This window comes from Candidatus Symbiopectobacterium sp. NZEC135 (assembly GCF_025962695.1).
The window spans coordinates 1-743 of sequence record NZ_JAGFPF010001066.1 but is presented as its reverse complement, the minus strand read 5'-3'; the positions used below and the strand labels follow the sequence as shown (position 1 = coordinate 743).

The 743-nt window shown below is 52.0% G+C and carries 1 protein-coding gene and 1 pseudogene; one reads left to right on the top strand and one right to left on the bottom strand.

Features of this window, described 5'->3' with window-relative positions; all coding sequences use genetic code 11:
- Positions 1–153: pseudogene (locus J5224_RS32460) on the top strand (23S rRNA (guanine(745)-N(1))-methyltransferase); the annotation flags it as partial.
- 73 nt (positions 154–226) lie between these two features.
- Here the strand turns inward: J5224_RS32460 and mntP are convergent.
- On the bottom strand, positions 227–743 hold a 517-nt coding region (gene mntP, locus J5224_RS32455; RefSeq protein ID WP_264629051.1), incomplete at its 5' end, for a manganese efflux pump MntP.

Sequence of the window (743 nt, the reverse complement as noted above, 5' to 3'; positions counted from 1 at the left end):
ATGTCATTAGCCGGTGATGAGGCCGCGGCATTGTTGCAAATGACGCCCTTTGCCTGGCGCGCGTCGCAAGCGGTTAAACAGCAACTGTTGGATAGCGAGCGCTTTGAGTGTGAAACGGATTTCATTATTCGTTTTCATCAGCGAGATGCCTGAGCCGCAGCGTTAAAAAAAGGGAGCACAGGCTCCCTTTTTTTTAAAACGTGGAAAACTGCTAACGCATCTCCAATCAGGCAACGCGAAACAGGTGTTCGTAGAGAATATTGCTGCCAATACCAACCAATACCACGCCGCCAAAGATTTCAGCCTTTTTCCCCATCAGCGGACCGATGTAGCGGCCGATCATCATACCCAATGTCACCATGATCATGGTGGCACAGCCGATAACCATCGCGGTGTGGAAAATATTGACCTGCAAGAAGGCGAGACCCACACCGATGGCCATGGCATCGAGGCTGGTAGCGATGGCGGTACAAACCAGAGCAAACAGCGTGTGACGGCGTACGGGTTCATCATCCTCGTTGGCGCTGCTCATGCCTTGCATAATCATGCGGCCACCCAGGATGACCAGCAGGGTGAAAGCCACCCAATGATCCCATTCAATAATATATTGGCTGGCAAAGAAACCCAGTGCCCAGCCGATAAGGGGGGTAATGGCTTCAATCAGCCCAAAGATTAATCCGGTGCGAATCGCATCACGAAAGCGAGGTTTGTGTAAGACGGCACCCTTCGGAATGGAAGCAGCA